General features: G+C 69.8%; 17 protein-coding genes and 1 pseudogene. 8 read left to right on the top strand and 10 right to left on the bottom strand.

What is annotated here, in order from left to right; all coding sequences use genetic code 11:
• The first annotated feature begins 5 nt into the window (after positions 1–5).
• The gene (locus EJ357_RS34720; RefSeq protein WP_126395637.1) at positions 6–914 is read left to right on the top strand and encodes an alpha/beta hydrolase; all 909 of its coding nucleotides are present in this window, start codon (positions 6–8) and stop codon (positions 912–914) included.
• Positions 915–930: 16 nt separating this feature from the next.
• Here EJ357_RS34720 and EJ357_RS34715 read toward each other — a convergent pair whose 3' ends face one another.
• Positions 931–1,593 carry a response regulator transcription factor gene (locus EJ357_RS34715; protein WP_126395636.1) on the bottom strand — a complete coding sequence of 221 codons (663 nt, stop codon included), beginning with the start codon at positions 1,591–1,593 and terminating at the stop codon, positions 931–933.
• Between the two features lie 96 nt (positions 1,594–1,689).
• Positions 1,690–2,427: a response regulator transcription factor gene (locus tag EJ357_RS34710; protein WP_126395635.1), complete on the bottom strand. Its 738-nt coding sequence runs from the start codon at positions 2,425–2,427 to the stop codon at positions 1,690–1,692.
• Between the two features lie 793 nt (positions 2,428–3,220).
• Here EJ357_RS34710 and EJ357_RS34705 point away from each other — a divergent pair.
• Entirely contained in the window at positions 3,221–3,742 is a 522-nt protein-coding gene (locus tag EJ357_RS34705; RefSeq protein WP_126395634.1) for a hypothetical protein, read from the top strand.
• Between the two features lie 757 nt (positions 3,743–4,499).
• Here the strand turns inward: EJ357_RS34705 and EJ357_RS34695 are convergent.
• Positions 4,500–5,357: a calcium-binding protein gene (locus tag EJ357_RS34695; protein ID WP_228472703.1), complete on the bottom strand. Its 858-nt coding sequence runs from the start codon at positions 5,355–5,357 to the stop codon at positions 4,500–4,502.
• 160 nt (positions 5,358–5,517) lie between these two features.
• Between EJ357_RS34695 and EJ357_RS34690 the strand changes: the two genes are divergently transcribed.
• Both EJ357_RS34690 and EJ357_RS34685 read left to right on the top strand, forming a co-directional pair.
• Positions 5,518–5,805: a glycosyl hydrolase family 95 catalytic domain-containing protein gene (locus EJ357_RS34690; RefSeq protein WP_407698433.1), complete on the top strand. Its 288-nt coding sequence runs from the start codon at positions 5,518–5,520 to the stop codon at positions 5,803–5,805.
• Positions 5,792–6,775 (top strand): BtrH N-terminal domain-containing protein, encoded by a 984-nt coding sequence (locus EJ357_RS34685; protein WP_126395633.1) that lies wholly within the window; start codon positions 5,792–5,794, stop codon positions 6,773–6,775. Before EJ357_RS34690 ends, EJ357_RS34685 begins: the two co-directional genes overlap by 14 nt.
• Positions 6,776–6,799: 24 nt before the next feature.
• Here EJ357_RS34685 and EJ357_RS49615 read toward each other — a convergent pair.
• Positions 6,800–6,967, bottom strand: a pseudogene (locus EJ357_RS49615) (IS5/IS1182 family transposase); the annotation flags it as partial.
• 36 nt (positions 6,968–7,003) lie between these two features.
• Positions 7,004–7,471, bottom strand: a complete 468-nt coding sequence (locus EJ357_RS34680) for a winged helix-turn-helix transcriptional regulator (protein ID WP_126395632.1) — start codon at positions 7,469–7,471, stop codon at positions 7,004–7,006.
• Between the two features lie 92 nt (positions 7,472–7,563).
• Here EJ357_RS34680 and EJ357_RS34675 point away from each other — a divergent pair, with 92 nt between their 5' ends.
• Entirely contained in the window at positions 7,564–8,064 is a 501-nt protein-coding gene (locus tag EJ357_RS34675) for a PaaI family thioesterase (RefSeq protein ID WP_126395631.1), read from the top strand.
• A gap of 292 nt (positions 8,065–8,356) precedes the next feature.
• On the opposite strand, the gene EJ357_RS34670 is transcribed toward EJ357_RS34675, so the two are convergent.
• From EJ357_RS34670 to EJ357_RS34655, 4 genes are all read right to left on the bottom strand, one after another.
• Positions 8,357–8,977, bottom strand: coding sequence for a dihydrofolate reductase family protein (locus tag EJ357_RS34670; RefSeq protein WP_126395630.1), 621 nt, complete (start codon positions 8,975–8,977; stop codon positions 8,357–8,359).
• Between the two features lie 110 nt (positions 8,978–9,087).
• Positions 9,088–9,375, bottom strand: coding sequence for a transposase (locus tag EJ357_RS49610; protein WP_228472701.1), 288 nt, complete (start codon positions 9,373–9,375; stop codon positions 9,088–9,090).
• A gap of 89 nt (positions 9,376–9,464) precedes the next feature.
• On the bottom strand, positions 9,465–9,755 hold the full coding sequence (locus tag EJ357_RS34660) for a hypothetical protein (protein ID WP_126395629.1): 291 nt from the start codon (positions 9,753–9,755) through the stop codon (positions 9,465–9,467).
• A gap of 228 nt (positions 9,756–9,983) precedes the next feature.
• On the bottom strand, positions 9,984–10,631 hold the full coding sequence (locus tag EJ357_RS34655; protein WP_126395628.1) for a TetR/AcrR family transcriptional regulator: 648 nt from the start codon (positions 10,629–10,631) through the stop codon (positions 9,984–9,986).
• Positions 10,632–10,723: 92 nt separating this feature from the next.
• On the opposite strand from EJ357_RS34655, the gene EJ357_RS34650 reads away from it, so the two are divergent.
• Positions 10,724–11,785: an oxygenase MpaB family protein gene (locus tag EJ357_RS34650; RefSeq protein WP_126395627.1), complete on the top strand. Its 1,062-nt coding sequence runs from the start codon at positions 10,724–10,726 to the stop codon at positions 11,783–11,785.
• Positions 11,786–12,277: 492 nt separating this feature from the next.
• Positions 12,278–12,751, top strand: a complete 474-nt coding sequence (locus EJ357_RS34645; protein ID WP_126395626.1) for a pyridoxamine 5'-phosphate oxidase family protein — start codon at positions 12,278–12,280, stop codon at positions 12,749–12,751.
• 81 nt (positions 12,752–12,832) lie between these two features.
• Here the strand turns inward: EJ357_RS34645 and EJ357_RS34640 are convergent, their stop codons facing one another.
• Entirely contained in the window at positions 12,833–13,903 is a 1,071-nt protein-coding gene (locus tag EJ357_RS34640) for a zinc-dependent alcohol dehydrogenase family protein (RefSeq protein WP_126400414.1), read from the bottom strand.
• A gap of 384 nt (positions 13,904–14,287) precedes the next feature.
• Here EJ357_RS34640 and EJ357_RS34635 point away from each other — a divergent pair, with 384 nt between their 5' ends.
• Positions 14,288–16,012 (top strand): SulP family inorganic anion transporter, encoded by a 1,725-nt coding sequence (locus EJ357_RS34635; RefSeq protein ID WP_126395625.1) that lies wholly within the window; start codon positions 14,288–14,290, stop codon positions 16,010–16,012.
• Positions 16,013–16,023 lie beyond the last annotated feature (11 nt).

Below are 16,023 nucleotides of genomic sequence, written 5' to 3'. Positions count from 1 at the left end.
TACCGATGCCCGTCGAATGCGCCCACTCCCTGCCTGCCCCGGCCGTCGAGAACGTACGGGAGGTCGTCCTCGACGGCGGCCACAGCCCGCTGTCGGCCCTGCTGGCGCTGCCGCGCGACGCGCCGCCCCGGGCGGTCGTCGTCGCCCTCCACGGGGGCGGCATGCGCGCCGCGTACTTCCATGGCACGGCCCATCCGAGCGTGTCCCTGCTCGAGCTCGGGGCGTCTTTGGGGTTTGCGGTGCTGGCCGTCGACCGTCCCGGCTACGGGCTCTCGGCCACCGTGGTTCCCCGGGGGGAGAGCCTGGTCGAGCAGGCCGGTACGCTCAGCACCGCCCTCGAGGACTTCACCGCCCGTCAGGCCACCGGGGCGGGGCTCTTCCTGGTCGGTCACTCCTACGGCGGCAAGGCCGCCCTCGCTGTTGCGGCCCACCGCGGCGAGGCGGACGGTCCTCTCCTGGGCCTCGACGTGTCGGGGGTCAGCCACCGGTACGCGATCGACGTCAACGGCCTCGGCGGCTTCCACGGCCGTCGCACGACACGGCTGCACTGGGGACCGCTGCGGCTCTACCCGCCGAACACCTTCCGCCTGGCGGAAGGGCTCGTCACCACCATGCCGGAGAGAGAGGAGACAGAAGCCTCGCTCTGGCCCGAACTCTTTCCCGGCATCGCGGGCCGGGTACGGGTACCCGTGCGCTTCACCTATGCCGAGTACGAGCGGTGGTGGCTCCACGACGAGGCCACGCTCGACGAGATGACGGGGCTTCTCACCGCACCCCGGGTGGTCGTCGACCGCCTGCCCCGCGCCGGCCACAACATCAGCCTGGGCTGGGCGGCACGGGCGTACCACCTGCGAGCGCTCGCCTTCCTGGAGGAGTGCCTGTCCGGTCGGGAACAGTCCCCGCGCGGGGCTTAGCCGTGCATCGCGCCGGTCAGGCGTCGGCGGCGAAGCGGAAGCCGACGCCGTGCACGGTGGTGATCCAGCGACCGCCGCCCAACTTGCCGCGCAGACTGCTGACGTGGGTGTCGATGGTGCGTCCGGTGCTGTTCCATCTGTCCCCCCAGACCTTCGTCATGAGTTCCTGGCGGGACACCACCGCGCCGGGGCGCGAGGCGAGCGTTTGGAGGAGGTCGAACTCCTTGTCGGTCAACCGGACGGACCGGCCGCCCAGCACGACCTCACGCGTGTCGAGTTCGATGCGCAGCGGACCGAACGACAACTCTCCGGTGTTGTGGCACTGCAGCCTCACCCGCCGCATGACCGCGCCCATCCTGGCCGTCAGTTCCCGGAAACCGTACGGCTTGTCCAGGCAGTCGTCGGCTCCCGCCCGCAGTACCAGGGTCCGGGTGAACTCGGAGTCGTGCCGCGAGGTCCCGATCACCGGGATGTCGGAGACGGCTCTGATGCGCCGACAGGCCTCCACTCCGTCCATGTCGGGAAGGTCGAGGTCGAGCAGGACGAGATCGAATTCCGTCAGCACCCGCAGGGCATCCTCGACGGCCGAAAGACTCACCGCCCGGTGCCCGGACCTCCTGAGCCCGCGGACGAGGCAGGCGGCAAGCTTCTTGTCGCTTTCTAACAGAAGAATATCCAAGGCGAACCTCCGAGAGAGTGACAACGTTCGACTCTTTTCACCATCCACAGTGAGTCAAACGATGTGCACTGTTAACAACGGAGGATGCGACGAAGGTCACTCCTTGCGCCCTCGCCCAAACACGAATCCGGCGCCACGTACTGCCACGATCCAGTCACGTGAACCGAGTTTGCGGCGAATGCTGCTCACATGACTGTCCAGGGTTCTGCCCGTACCGGGCTGAATGTCACGCCACACTTCCTGGAGGATCTGCCGACGCGGTATCACCTCGTCAGGACGGCAGGCGAGAAGTGCGAGCAGGTCGAATTCCTTCCGGGTGAGCGGCACGATCCGGTCATGGAGGCGCACTTCCCGTGACTCCAGATCGATCCGCAGCGGACCGCTCTCGATGGTCTTCGGCGGCTGTCCGGTCAGCGAGCCGTGGAGCCGACGGGTGACGGCCTCGATGCGTGCCGTGAGTTCATGCAGACCAAAGGGCCTGACCAGGCAGTCGTCCGCGCCTGCCTGAAGGGCCAGGACCCGGTCGAGTTCCTCGGTGCGGACGGTGACACACACGACGGGCAGATCACTCAGTTCCCTGATGCCCCGGCATACGTCCAGGCCGTCACGATCCGTTATGTCCAGATCGAGCAGGACGAGGCCGACCCGGGCGAGGTCACGCAGGGCATCCGCACCGGCGCGGACGACCTCCACGGTGAACCCGCACCGGGTCAAGGGGGCTTCGAGGGCCGCAATCCTGGCGTCGGCAGTCACAAGACGTATGTGCAAGGGGGTCACTCTCCCTCGGCGGCAGGCATCGGTCTCGCCAGATGCGGGACACGCGCCCACGCCCATAGGACCTTTCGGGACAGCTTCGGGCGACAGTGGTACGGCCGGATCCCCTGACCGGCGGCGCCGCCGATCGGTGCTCCGCCTGGAGGCAGCGGAGCACGACTACGGACGCTGGCGGTCACAACGGATCACCAGGGATGAACGAGGCACCCGGCGGCGTGGGAGCAAGGGCTTCTACAAGGGCTTCCACGGCGGAGACCGGCGGGAAGGGCGAGTCCTTCGCGGTGCGCTGAGACGACATCGAAGAGGACGTGTCGCGGGGCCACGGCCGGAAAAGGGCACACTTCGACTGCCCGAAGAAGCGTGACACCCCACTCACGCACTGTCAACACGCGCTCGTCCCGTCACTCCGTATGACGGGAGCTGCCTGACAACTGCCAGGGCCGAGCGGCAACCGCAACGCAAAACGACAATATGTGACCGATTCGCAATATTCCTCATCTCTGCCGGGCTTGACGAACTCCTTGAGGCTTCATCAAAATTGGCCTCGGTAACCGCTTCCACGCTCTGCCCCTGAGGAGCACTTCAAGGTGGGCCCCTCACCGAGTCCATTAAACGTCTGTTAAATCAGCGTCAGATATCCCTTAACCGTGCGACAGCCATCTTCCTGCCGGCCGCAGCGCGATTCGTTTTTGTAATTCAAGAACATGTCTCCGGGGCCGGAGGGAGAACTGTCGTGCCCTCATCCAGGAAATTACCTCGAACTCTCCACATCCCCCTCTACACATCTCTCGAAAGCATCCATGAACCGAGCTGCCTCCGGGCGGAGCGCCTGCGCGTCGCTCTGTGCAAAGCCGTGAATTTCCACCACGAGAGCGAGCACGAACTGACGTCGTCCGCGCATGGGCTGCGGGAACGTGTCAGCGGCAGCAGGCCGACGGGTATCACCCTCGACGAGTCCGTGCTCGCCCTGCGGTCGCGGATCACCGAGCTGCTCACCTCGTGGGCCCGGCTGGTCATCGAGGAGCGCGGAGTCGCCGCGCCCCGGAACTGCAGCGTTCCGGGCCTGGCCGAATTCCTCGGCCGACACCTCTCCTGGCTGACGGAGCATCCGGCGGGACCGGACTTCGACCGGGAGGTCACCGCGCTTTTGCGCTCCTGCCACTCACTGCGCGAAGAGACCAGGCCGGCACGCCGGGAGCTGGGCGGCTGCCCGGAGCCCGGCTGCTCCGGAACGTTGTATGCAGCACTGCGTCCAACCAAAAGCGTCCCAGGACGGCCCGGTTCAAGGGTGATGTGCGACCAGGGGCATGCCTTCGCGCCACACGACTGGCTGATGCTCGCCGGTCCGCGGCAGTCGGCCGGGATCCGGCCGTGACCACCGGGGGAGGCAGGCGCACCGTACCGACCGAACTGGCGGCCCTGGCCATGGGGGTGTCGTCGGCGACCATCCGGAAATGGGCCAGTCGAGGAAAGATCACCCGTCTTGGCACCGCACAGCGCGCGGAGTACGACCTCGACGAGTTGTACAGGTTGCGACAGACCCGAGACCGCGGAGCCCCGAGCCGGGCCCAGACGGTCGATGACGCAGCTGATTCCGGCTCGGATTGAAGAGCACGGTCTCGTTGCCGTTGCCTGCCACCCCGCAGCACTTCGCCCATACCCCGTTGCGTGGCGCGATCGCTGATCAGCACGCCGGGATGATGACGGAGACGACAGGAACACAACGCCCCGCCGTGCGCCCGGGAGGGCATGCGCTGCCGGCAACTGGCCGTCGCTCACCGGATCCGGCCTCGGTGACCGAAGCCCGGCGGAAGTTCCACGAACGCGTTCCGGAATCCGCCGCCAGGGCATTGACGCTGTGGGGGCTGGAATGGCTGGACTAGAAGGGCACTGGACCCCAGCCTGACTCGAGAGCCGCTGGTGCCGTGGGCGGCCCGGTGCGATCGTGGTCTGCGCACTGAACTGCTCCGCGCGAGGGTCGCTACTTCCTTCCGTGCAGAGAAGAGTTCAGTGCCCAGGTCAGGGCCACGGGGACTGAACTGTTTCCTTTCGTCCGACACAAGGGTGCTGAACGGCGCTGAAGAGTTCAGTTGCGCACGGCAGGTCCCGGCTGAGCCGGCTGCGGCGTCGGATCATGGACGCACGTCGACGTAGTCACCGGTGGCCTTCGCCGGGCCGGTGGTGGTCGTGCCCGTGAAGTTCCAACGCCAGTAGCCGTCCTTGACCGCCTTGACCGTGGTGTGCAGGGTGCCGGTGTTGCTGGTCTTCACCGCGGCCACCGTGGCGTAGGTGGTGCTGTCCTTCGGGCGGAACTGCAGTTTCACTGTCTGGCCCGCGTATCCCGCGTACCGGTAGGTGTCCCAGTTGGCACGCACGAGCTTGCCGGTGACTGTGATACGAGCGCCCTTGACGACCGGCTCCGGTGACGCGTTGACCGTGAGCTGCGCCGCTCGCTTGAGGCCGAACGACCCCACGCCCTGGGCGAAGACGGAATCGCCGTCGTTGGCGTCGGCCAGGACGTCGACCGACCACGTTCCCGCGTGGGCGTTGGCCAGGTCCACCGGATCGTCGCTGCCTGGGGCGGGGTGGGCGTTGACGGTGAACACCGTCGTGCAGACCGTCGCGCTCTCGCAGTACGCGTCGGTGGTGTAAAAGCCGCCGTTCGGGCCCTTCAGATCCACATCGACGAAGGACAGGCCGGAGTCATCCGACCCGCTGACCGTGACCGGGAACACCACGTTGTGCGTGACACCCACGATGACGTCCTGTCCGGATCCGACGATGACACCACTGACCTCCGGTCCGCCGGTCGCGGCACCGGCCGAAGCGCCGACGGCCGTCAGCAGAACGGCGACGGTCCCCAGCACGACACCGCGGCTTGTAGCACGCCCGACGGACTTGTCCTGCGGGGCACCAGCGGTGGCGATGGGCGCGGCGGTGACGCGCCCGCCGCTCGGTCTGTCGCCGAGCGGTGCAGCGAAGCGGCTCATGAGCCCTCCTGGGGATGACAGGCCCTGCTGCCAACCACCGGATCAGGGGCGATAGTCGGTAGAGAGCTCCAGAGACGGAAGTGCGTCACTCCCTACGACTGCCGAGCCGGCCCGATCGTTGCCCCGCGGTCTCACCGCAGAACCCGCCCCACACGGGGGTATGCGCACCGAGGCGCGGGCCGTACGCGAGAAGCTGCCGCCCATGAAGATCGGCGCGCGGGGGCAATTGCAGGAGTGGCAGGAGGGCTGGGACGCGATCGCTCCCGAACAGAACCACGGGCACGCGGCGTGGAAGATCCACTTCGGGGCGACGGCAGGGGTTTCACAGTGGCTGCTCCAGTCCCACGCGGGTGAACCGCACTTGCTGCCCGCGCTGCCCCCGGCCCTGCCAGATCACCGCGTCCCTCGTCTGCTGAGGGAACAGAATGGGCTGCATGGCCATGGTTGAGGACATCGATCTCCGCGGTATGCAGCACTGCGAGACGACGGCGCTGGGCGTGCTGCTGCGGCATGAGGGACTCGACCTGTCCGAGCCCATGCTGTTCGGGCTCGGCTCCGGGCTGTCCTTCATCTACTGGGACAGCAAGAGCATGGGCTTTCCCTTCCTGGGCGGCCGGGTCAAACCGTTCGAGCTCACCAGGAACCTGGCCGCCGCACTCGGACTTGAACTGCTGGTCGGGGAGACCACCTCCCCGCGCAGGGCCTGGCAGAACGTGGCGGCAGTCATCGACGCCGGCCGGCCGGTCGGCCTTCAACTCGACAGCTACCACCTGGACTACTTCAGCACCAAGGTGCACTTCGGCGGGCACGTCGTGGCCATGTACGGCTACGACCGACAGGACGCCTACCTGGTGGACACCGAACCGCAGGGCGGAGCCGTCTCGACCAGCCTCGCCGGCCTCGCCAGAGCCAGAGCCGAGCGCGGCCCCATGACCGCCAAGCACCGCTCCTTCACGATCACGGCGCCCAGCGACCCGACGCCACCGCGGGACCGGATCATCCCCGCGATCAAGGCCTGCGCCGACGCCTTCCTGAACCCGCCCATCGCGAACCTGGGCCACCGGGGCATCGAGAAGACCGCCGGGCAAGTGCCCAAGTGGCTGCAGCGCAGCGGCAATCCGCGCGAGGACCTGCCTCGGACCGCCGTCCTCATGGAGAGGGCCGGCACCGGCGGCGCCCTGTTCCGCAATCTCTACCGGGACTTCCTCGCCGAGTGCGCCCAGCTGATCGACAACAGCCACCTGCGCACCGGCCACACCCTGTATGCCGAAGCCGCCACCCTGTGGACACAGGTGGCCGCACTCATCGCGACAGCAGGCGAATCCGGCGACGCGACGCACCTCGCGCAGGCCGGCTCCGCCCTCCACGAGCTCTCGCGCGTCGAACGCGATGCGATGCAGGCACTCAGCAGGATCTAGGGAGGCCTGCCCGGAGGTTCTTACGCGGAGCCGGAGCCGGATCGAGCCAACGGTGAAGGCGCCATCGAAGGCGTAGGCGCTCCAGTCGAACCTCGCGGCTACGGTCCTGAAGTTCTTGCGGGCTTTGTGGTCGGCCCGCTGGTCGTTCGGCTCGGGGATGGCGTGCTTGATCTGCCGTCGTCGCAGGTGGCGAGTGATGCCACCTCGGCCGTGCTCACCGTCTCGGGCTCAGGCCCGACGGCGTGCGCCGGGGCCCGGTCGGGCGGTGACTTCCTTGGGGGTCAGCGCGGCGTGCTCCTCGGCGCACGCGACGACGGCGCGCACCGGGGCCCCGCACGCGGAGTGCCGCATGTCCATCACGGGGCCGTCGGGATCCGCCGCGTACGTGTCGCCCCACTGCCGCAGCGCGACGAGCACGGGCCACAGGTCCCACCCCTTGCGGGTCAGCCGGTACTCGTTGCGGGACCGGCTGCCCGGTTCCTGGTAGGCGACGGTCGTCAGGATGCCGGCCGCGGTCAGCTTCCGCAGCCGGTCGCTCAGTACCGCCTCCGACAGTCCGATGTGCCGCCGGAAGTCGTCGAACCGGCGCACGCCGCAGGCGACGTCCCGCACGATCAGCAGCGTCCACTTCTCGCCGACCAGATCGAGCGTGCGCTGGACGGGACAGTTCTCCGTGCTGACCTCAAGCCACTCCATGCCTCCATGCTAGGGGCTGGCTTCACCTTTGACAGCCAGAGGCGCACCCGGCTAGCTTCAATCAACGAAGTCAGCCGAGAGGATGCCAAGTCATGGGACGGTCACGCACCTACGAGTGGGACGACCCCACGATCACCGCCGCCGCCGTGGGACGCGCCTCGGGCCTGGAATTCCTGCGCGAGGTGCAGGCGGGGAAGCTGCCCGCGGCCCCCGTCGCGGCGACCCTCGACTTCACCCTCGACGAGGTGGACGAGGGCAGGGCGGTCTTCTCGATCACGCCGGGCGAGGAGCACTACAACCCGATCGGCAGCGTGCACGGCGGCGTCTACGCCACCCTGCTCGACTCGGCGGCCGGGTGCGCCGTGCAGTCCACGCTCCCTCCCGGCATGGGATACACCTCGCTCGACCTGACCGTGAAGTTCCTCAAGCGGATCACCGCGGACACGGGCCGGGTCCGGGCCATCGGAACGGTCGTCAGCCGGGGCCGCCAGACCGCACTCGCCGAGGCCAGGCTGGTCGACACGGACGAGCGCCTGCTCGCCCACGCCACCAGCAGCTGCATGCTGTTCCCGGTGCCCGCCTCCACGGCCTGAGGGTGCAGACACGCGGGCAGACCGGCCGAGGGCGCCCCGGGAACGCGCTGCACGCCAGCCGTTCGGTGTGAATTTCTCCAGCGCCATCGCCGTCGGCACCGTGGGCCTCACCGAGGGCGCGCCCGCCGCCTTCGCCGCCTGCATCCGGCAGCGGGTCACCATCGTCGTACATGCGGTCCATGCCGGTCAGCAGGTGGACGCGGTCGGCATCGAGGTCGGCGGCGGCCTCCGAGCGCCTGACCTCTTTGCATCGCCCGACAAACGGTTCAGCAGCGCACGAAAGCGTTCCCCGTCAGCGCAGCACGCGATAGGTCAGGTGCGTGACCAGTGTCGCCGACCGCGACCTCACCTGCTCCAGGTTCAGCGGTGGGACACCGTCGAACAGTCGCGTGCCGGCGCCGAGTGTGAACGGCACGATGTGCAGGCGCAGTTCGTCGATCAGGCCGGCGGCGAGGTACTGGTTGACGGTGGTCGCGCCGCCGTGGATCGAGACATCACCGTCGCCGGCCGCGGTGCGTGCCTGTGCCAGCGCCGACTCGATTCCGTCGGTGACGAAGTAGTACGTGGTGCCGCCGGCCATCGGCTGCGGCTCGCGCGCGTAGTGGGTGAGCACGAACACCGGCGCATGGAAGGGCGGTTCGGCACCCCACCAGCCGTTCCACCGGCGATCCCACTCGCCGCGCACCGGGCCGAACATGTTGCGCCCCATGATGAACGCTTCGGCGGCGGCCAGTTGGTCGACCTCGGCCCGGTTCTCGTCGGGGGTGTCGAACATCCAGGCGTGCAGCCTGTCCCCCGTGCCGTCGCCGCCGTCGTCGCCGAACGGGCGTTCCTCGGTCTGGTTGAGCCCGGCCGAGTAGCCGTCGGCCGAGATCGTGATGTCGCAGACCACCTTGCCCGCGGGCTGAGTCATCGCTCTCCCTCCATGCTCCCCTTCTGCCCTCTCCCTGCTTTCTCCGCGCCCCCTACCCTCTCCCTGCCCTCCCCTGCGCGGACAAGCCCAAGCAGGGGCCTGACCCACTGTCATGGATCAAGCCCCTGCCCGGTTTTCCGAGGGGTAGTCAGCCCGGTGGCCTCGGTATCGGCATCGGTATCGGCATCGGCATCCATCTGCGGCCCAGTCGGCACGGCTCGCCGGACACCGGTGCGCTGCCATCGGCGGGACCCATGGACCGTATGCCACGGTCCGTACTCCACCGGTGAGTCCCGCCACGAGGCGCCGGTCCGCTCCCGCCGGCGGATCCCGTCGATCAGTCTCCGTCGACCTGCGGACTGCCTGCCGACCTCGGCAACAGGCACCCGCGATTCCATACGGCCCACTGCTCGTCCGGGATCCCCACGTCCCACACCGCGGTCGTCACGGTGGGAACGTGGCGAGAAGCCCCGTACCAAGGCACAGGCTAGAAGGCCTTGTTGGTGCAGCCCATCCCCGAGCCCAGGTGGGTACCGTCCTGGCCACCGGCGATGCCCTCACCGTTGAGGGCGTTGCCCAGCGCGCCGTTGAGCACGCCGACCTGGCCGAGGACGTCGACGTTCAGGTCGTGCGACTTGCAGTTGGAGCTCTGCAGGACGCTGAGCTTGTCCCCGCCCTTGCCGCCGTCGAGGCCCTGAGCGGTGGCCGAACCGGCGCCCAGAAATCCGACACTGCCTAGGGCGACGGCCACGACGGCAGCCTTGCGAAGCTTGTGCATGTCATCTCCGATGGAGCGAGGTGGGTGCGATCCGTGAAAGATCGACTTCGTACAGTGAGCAGAGATTAATGGGAAAAGTCCCAATATATTCTCAGACGCGCCGAGGCAAGTGATCTCGCAACGGAAGCCGCCTACAACGCCGCTGAGCCTCCGTCGGAGAGTCCGCCCCGGCCGCCCGGCCGGCGCGCGGCCGGGCCCGGCGGCTGAGCGCCCTACCGCGCGAGGCCGTCAGCGGGCCGGCCGGATGACCTCGAGGATCACTTGCGCCTGACCGATCAGGCGGTCCGCGGTGAACCTGCCGGGATCGGTGAGCGCGATGCGGCCGAAGTGTTCCGCGCAGGCAACGAGAGCGTGCGCGAGAACCTGCGGGTCCAGCCGTGGATCACCCCCGTCGGCCAGGACGCGGGAGATCCAGGCCTCGACGCGCCGCCGGAACCGCTCCCTGTCCGCCTCGATCCGGTCACGGACGACCGTGGGCGTGTTGCCGGGAGTCAGCAGGATCAGTCGCCAGGTGTCCGGGTCCTGTTCGAGCATCGCGCCCATACGGCGCACCGCCTCGGCGACGAACGCGGCGGGGTCGCGCAGCGCGTCCACGTCGGGAACCGTCCGCAGCAACCGGTCGAAGGCGCGCGCCTGTTGCCGGTCCAGCAAGGCCGTCAACAGGGCGTTGAGATCGCCGAAGGCGCTGTAGACCACCGCCCGCGCGACGTCGGCCCGCTTGGCGATGGCGTCGATCGAGACCCGGTCGTAGCCGTCGCTCACGATGACGGCGAGGGCCGCGTCGAGCAGTTGCTCACGGCGTTCGGCGATCGGCAGGCGCCGAGCGTAGGGGCGCCGTTTGCGCGGCCTGTCCGGCGAGGAGGGGGGCGCTGACACCCTGGCAGTTTACGACACAGGTGTCTTATATTTACGACAGCAGTGTCGTAATCGAGGGCGGCGCAGACCGCGAGTGGCACAGGGAGCGGCTCATGGCGAGGCTGAAGCGCAGCGAGGTCGAACCCCACGAGGACTACGGCTTCTTCGGGCCGGGCTCGGTGGTGTGGAAGGTCTGGGGCCATCCGACGGCTCCGACGGTGGGTTTCCAGCGGGCCGTGGTGGTGGAGGAGCTGGACCCGCCACTGGTGGCCGCGGTCCACCGGACCCAGGGCATCTACCGGCGCTCCCGCACGCGCTACGACCGGACTCTGCGCTACTTCGCCATGGTGGCCTTCGCCGGATCGCGACAGGTGTGCCAGGCCGCGGACGTCCTGGTCAAGGTCCACTCCAAGGCGATCGGTGAACTGCCCTACGGCGGCGGGACCTACGACGCCAACGACCCCGCCTCGCAGCTGTGGATCCAGCTCACCGGCTGGCACTCGGTCCTCTACGCGTACGAGCGGTACGGGCCCGGGAAACTCACCGAGGAGGAGGAGCGGGAGTACTGGCAGGCATGCGCGGTCGCCGCGGAGCTGCAGACGTGCTCCCCCGACGACATCCCCCGCAGCCGCGAAGGCGTCCGCGCGTACTTCGAGCGCATGCGACCGCGGCTGTCCGCCAGCCCGATCGCGCGACAGGCCATGCATCACCTCCTCAGGAGCGAGCTCGTCCTGCCGCCGACACCCCGCTGGGCACGGCCGGCCGCCCTGGCCGCGGCGAAGACGCAGCGGATCGCCACGATCGCGACTCTGCCCCGCTGGATGCGGGAGATGGCGGGGATCCGCCAGTCACGCCTGCTCGACGTCCTCGTCGTGCCCGTCATGAAGACGGCCTTCGCGCTCGCCCGCCTGAACACCTGGGTCGAACTGCGCCTGCTGGAAAGGCTCTCTCCGTCCACCGTCGCGGTGGTCGCGCCCGTCAAGCTGGGCATTCCTCCTCACAGCGAGGAAGTCCTCACCCCGGCCCAAGCCCGGGCCCGCCACGGCTACCCCAGGCCGGCCGAAGCACATCTCGAGTTCCGGGCCCGCCAGGCCGCGCGCGTCTTCGGTGACGGAAAGGCCCCCAGCGACCAAGGGCTCATAGAGTCCCAGGACATCCTCGGACCGCTCGCGTAACGCCTGCGTCGCGCCCCGATGACCAGGAGGCCTGCTGCGGCCGACGACGCGTGACGGCGCGGCGTCGGCCCCGGTGGCCCGGGTGATCCGGCGGACGCTCCGGCCGTCCGCGCGACCGAACGCCTGCTCACAGGGCCGCCCACGAGGCACTGGGGCCGTTCGGCCCTGGCAGGGGGGACGGACAGCACCTGGCGGGCCGGCGCCCCGCGTTCGACGGTGGGACTGTGTCACGGCGGAAGAGCCGGGGCGCACCCGTCGAGTCGAGGAGCACGGCGTCATGGACCGATACGTCCCCGCGAAACCGGCCGGGATGACGCGCCGCGCCCGCTGCCGCCGGCCGGCCGGAACCGGATCAGGGCCCATTGGCTCTTGGCGCCGGCCATGACCCGAGAGACAGTGGAGACAGGAGCGGCACCGATCCCCCGCGGTGTCGCTCCGTCCACGTGTCCGGCAACGCAAGAAGCGCGTCACGCACCGGTACGGAAGCCCGCCATGGCCCACGACAACGATCAACAGGTCCAGCCGGTCCCCGCAGGACCTCGCCGCCGCGTCGAGCTCGACGGCGCCGAGGCGCTGCGGCTGCTGGGCAGCGTGTCCCTGGGGAGGATCGTCTTCACCCGGCACGCGCTGCCGACCGTACGCCCGGTCAACCATGCCCTGGACGAAGGGGACATCGTCATCCGCACCCACGAGGACGCCGCCCTGGTCTCGCGGACCCAGGCGGCCGGCGGCCCCGGTGTCGTCGTCGCCTACGAGGCCGACGCGATCGACCCGCGGACGCATCTCGGCTGGAGTGTGGTGGTCACCGGATACGCCCGGCTGGTGACCGACCCCGACGACCTGGCCCGCTGCCAGTCGCTGGTAGGGCCATGGGTGGAGCAGACCATGGACCAGGCGATCCGTATCCGGCCCGGCCTGATCACGGGCATCCTGCTCACCGCGGCCGACAGCTCGGGCGGGGCCTGAAACCAGGCCGGAGCGGGCACCGGCCCCGGCATGGTCCGCGCGGGCCCACGGAAGGGCCGGCACGACCGTCGTGTCCCTTCCTCAGGCCGCGCCCACCGCCACGACCTCGTGCTGCTCCCCGCCGAGCACGACCTTCAGGGCGCCGGTGTCGGCGGCGCGGGCGAAGACGTCGTACGCCTCCTGCATGCGGCCCAGCGGGAAGGTGTGGGTGACCAGCCGCGAGGTGGGCAGGCGGCCGGCGGCCGTCATGCGCAGCAGGGTCGGGGTCGAGTAGGTGTCGACCAGGCCCGTGGTGATGGTGACGTTCTTGATCCACAGGTCCTCGAGGTGCAGGGTCGCGGGGGCGCCGTGCACGCCGACGTTGGCGACGTGCCCGCCGGGCCGGACCATGCGGGTGCACAGCTCGAAGCTCTCCGGCACCCCGACCGCCTCGATCACGACGTCCGCGCCGAGCCCGTCGGTCAGGTCGGCGACCAGGTCCTCCGGGGTCTCCCCGACCTCGGCCACCGCGTCGGCGCCGAGTTGCCGGGCGGCCTCCAGCCGGGCGGGGGCCAGGTCCACGGCGATGATCCGTTCGGGAGAGAACAGCCGGGCCGTGCTGATCGCGGCCAGTCCGACGGGCCCGGCCCCGACGATGACGACGGTGTCCCCCGGGCGGACCTGCCCGTTGAGCACGCCCACCTCGTAGGAGGTCGGGAAGATGTCGGCCAGCAGGACGGCGTCCGCGCTGTCCATCGCGCCCGGCAGCGGGTGCACGGAGAGGTCGGCGTAGGGCACGCGGACGTACTCGGCCTGGGTGCCGTCGATCAGATGTCCGAGGATCCAGCCTCCGCCGCCCCGGCACTGGCCGTACGTGCCCTGACGGCAGTAGGCGCAACGCCCGCACGCGCTGATGCAGGAGACCAGGACCCGGTCACCGGGGCCTACGGTCCGGACATCGCTACCGACCTCGACGATCTCGCCGACCGCCTCGTGGCCGAGGACGGTGCCGGGGCGCACCTCGGGGACGTCGCCCTTGAGGATGTGCAGGTCCGTGCCGCAGATGGTGACGACTCCGACGCGCACGACCGCGTCGGTGGGCTCCTTGACGTCCGGGTCCGGGACCTCTTCCCAGGCGGACTCGCCCGCGCCATGGAACACATAGCCCTTCATGACGTCCTCACCTCGCTCGATGAGCCACGGAACCCCGCCCCGACGGCGAGACCCGGCGCCGGTACGCGCCTGGCGCGGCCCCGCGTCGGAATCGCCCCGCACCTCCAGCTTGACCCGCACGCGTGCGGACCGCTTGTCGTCCACCGCGTCCGTCACTCACCACCCGCCACCTCGCCGGCCGCACGCCCCGCCCGCTTGTCGATCGCGGCGAGGACCCGCAAGCACGGTCCCGCGGGCCTGCCCGACGTCGGAGATGCCGGGCCGTAGGGCTGAACGGCTCTGGCCGCAGGGCCCGTTGGGGTGCATGATCGGCCGAGCACGGTCCGCCGTGCGCGGCGGTGGGCGCCGCGGTGGATCCTGAGGCCGGACGGAGAAGGGTGGCCGATGTCGCAGGGCAAGGGCGGGCAGGTCCCGCGGTGGCGCCGTCCGGTGCCCGGCGGCGTCGCACTCCTCGGGTACCGGCGGGCATGGCTGAGGGGCGACCTGCTGGCCGGCGTCACGGTCGCCGCGTATCTCGTACCCCAGGTCATGGCATACGCCGGCGTGGCCGGGCTCCCGCCGGTCGCCGGGCTCTGGGCGATCCTGCCCGCCCTGGGCCTCTACGCGCTGTTCGGCTCCTCGCGGCTGCTCTCGGTCGGCCCCGAGTCCACGACCGCGCTGATGACGGCCACCGTGGTCGCCCCACTGGCCGCCGGCGACCCCGACCGCTACGCCACCCTGGCGGTCACGCTCGCGGTCACGGTCGGCCTGCTGTGCCTGGTCGCACGCGCGGTACGGCTGGGCTTCATCGCGGACCTGCTCTCCCGCCCGGTACTCATCGGCTACATGGCCGGTGTGGCGCTGATCATGATGGTGGACCAGCTGCCCAAACTCACCGGAGTCGACACGACAGGGACCAAGTTCCTCCCTCAACTTTGGTCATTCGTACAGAACTTGGCGGACTTCCACACGGCCACCGTCGTCCTCTCCGCAGCCGTCCTCGCGTTGCTCTTCACGGTGGCGCGGTACGTCCGTGCCGTGCCCGGCCCGCTGCTCGCCGTGGTCCTCGGCACGCTCGCCGTGGTGGTGTTCGACCTCGACGACCGGTACGGCGTCAAAGTGATCGGCGAGGTCCCGTCGGGGCTGCCCGGCCTGGCGTGGCCGGACTGGACCGAGGTGCCGCGTCTCGTCCTGCCCGCCCTGGGCGTGCTCCTCGTGGCGTACACGGACTTCATCCTGACCGCGCGGGCGTTCGCCGGCCGCGCGGACGCCGACGGTCCCGCTCTCGACGCCAACCAGGAGTTCCTGGCGCTGGGCGCGGCCAATCTCGGCGCGGGCGCCTTGCACGGCTTCCCCGTCAGCAGCAGCGCCAGCCGTACCGCGCTGGCGGACTCGGCGGGCGCCCGCAGCCAGGCGTACTCGCTGGTCGCCGGGGCCGTGGTCCTCGCGGTCCTGCTGTTCCTCAGCCCGCTGCTCTCCCGCACGCCGTCCGCCGTCCTCGGCGGGCTCGTCGTCTATGCCGCCGTCCGCATGATCGACCTCGCGGGCTTCCGCCGCCTGGCGTCCTTCCGCCACCGCGAACTCCTGCTCGCGCTCGGCTGCCTGGCCGGGGTCCTCGCCCTGGACATCCTGTACGGCGTCCTTGTCGCCGTCGGCCTGTCGGTGGCCGAGCTGCTCACACGGGTGGCCCGCCCGCACGACGCGGTCCAGGGAGTGGTGCCGGGGGTCGCCGGCATGCACGACGTCGACGACTACCCCGAGGCCCGCACGATCCCCGGCCTGCTGGTCTACCGCTACGACTCCCCGCTCTTCTTCGCCAACGCCGAGGACTTCCGCCGCCGCGCCCTGGCCGCCGTGGACGAAGTGGACGAACAGACCGGCCCCGTCCGCTGGTTCGTCCTCAACACGGAGGCCAACGTGGAGGTCGACATCACCGCCCTCGACGCGCTCGACGATCTGCGCCGCGAACTCACCGACCGGGGCATCGTGTTCGCCCTGGCCCGCGTCAAACAGGATCTCCTGGAAGAGCTGAGGGCGTACGGCCTCACGGACGCCGTCGGCCCCGACCTCGTCTTCCCCACACTGCCGACCGCCGTGGCCGCCTACCGGGAATGGAGCCGCGCCCGGTAGGCCGACCCACC

It is taken from the genome of Streptomyces cyaneochromogenes, assembly GCF_003963535.1.
In the GTDB taxonomy this organism is placed as follows: Bacteria; Actinomycetota; Actinomycetes; order Streptomycetales; family Streptomycetaceae; genus Streptomyces; species Streptomyces shaanxiensis.
Note: the sequence above shows the minus strand (reverse complement) of the source record. Positions and strands in the feature narration are given on the sequence as shown.